Genomic DNA, 1151 nt, shown 5'->3' on the forward strand with positions numbered 1-1151 from the left:
AGACGCCCGCGCCCGCGACCACGTCCTCCGGCCGCCCGATGCCGTCCAGGATCCGGCGCACCCCGGCCGCGGTGTGCGCGCCGCCCGCCTCGGCGCGGCGCCGTTCGATGTCGGCGCGCACCCCGGCCACCAGACGCGCCCGCTCGGCGGCCGTCATGGCCGTGCCGTGCGCCAGATCGCCGATCCGGCTCAGATAGTCGAAGACCAGCTGTTCGCTCTCGATCCCCACCCGACACCTCAGCGGCTACTGGTCCCCGGCATACGTACGCAACGACCGTACCCGCACCGCCCGCGCGCGGAACCGCTCGTCCACAGGCTGCCGGTACGGTTGTACGGATGACGACAGAGCCCGCAGCGGAGCGCCGAGCGGCCCCCCGCACGCTCGCCGACGAGCTGCGTTCCCGCACCGACGACGCGCTCGCCGCCCTGCTGCGGGCGCGTCCGGACCTGCTCTCGCCCGTCCCCGGCGACCTCTCCCAGCTCGCCACCCGCGCGGGCGCCCGCACCTCGGTGCTGCGGGCGCTGGAGCGGCTGGACCGCTTCGCCCTCCAGGTCGCCGAGGCGCTGGCCGTGGCCCCCGACCCCTGCCCGTACGGGGAGCTGGCCGCCCTGCTGCCGGACGGCGAGGAGGAACTGCCGCGCGCGCTGGGCCTGCTGCGCGAGCGGGCCCTCGTCTGGGGCGGCGACGACCGGCTGCGGCTGGTGCGCACCGCCCGCGAGCTGCTCGCCCCGTCCGCGGCGCGCCCTTCCCCAACAGGTCTGGGCCCGTCCCTGGCCGAGGCCACCGCGGGGACGTCGCCCGGCCGCCTCCAGGAGATCCTGACCGCCGCCGGGCTGCCCACCACCCACGACCCGGTGAGCGCGCTGGAGTCCCTGGCCTCCCTCTTCGGCGACCGGGAGCGGATGGACGCCCTGCTGGGGCAGGCGCCCGAGGAGGCGCGGGCCATGCTCGCCAAGCTGATGTGGGGTCCGCCCTACGGCGAGGTCTCCGAGGTCCCCTCCTCCCCGGTCCGCTGGCTGCTGGACCGCGCCCTGCTGCTGCCGGCCGCGCCCCGCACGGTCGTACTGCCCCGGGAGGTGGCCCTGCACCTGCGCGGCGGCCGCGCCCACCGCCGCCCGGAGCCGCTGCCGCCGCCGGTCGGACCCGGCCG

2 pseudogenes are annotated in these 1151 nt (G+C 77.9%); one reads left to right on the plus strand and one right to left on the minus strand.

Going from position 1 to position 1151, the window contains the following annotated elements:
- Positions 1–229: pseudogene (locus tag ACLIYP_RS30505) on the minus strand (hypothetical protein); the annotation flags it as partial.
- A 107-nt stretch (positions 230–336) separates the two neighbouring features.
- Between ACLIYP_RS30505 and ACLIYP_RS30510 the strand changes: the two are divergent.
- Positions 337–1151: pseudogene (locus ACLIYP_RS30510) on the plus strand (DNA-binding protein); the annotation flags it as partial.

The organism is Streptomyces nanhaiensis, assembly GCF_046614825.1.
Taxonomy (GTDB): Bacteria; Actinomycetota; Actinomycetes; order Streptomycetales; family Streptomycetaceae; genus Streptomyces; species Streptomyces radiopugnans.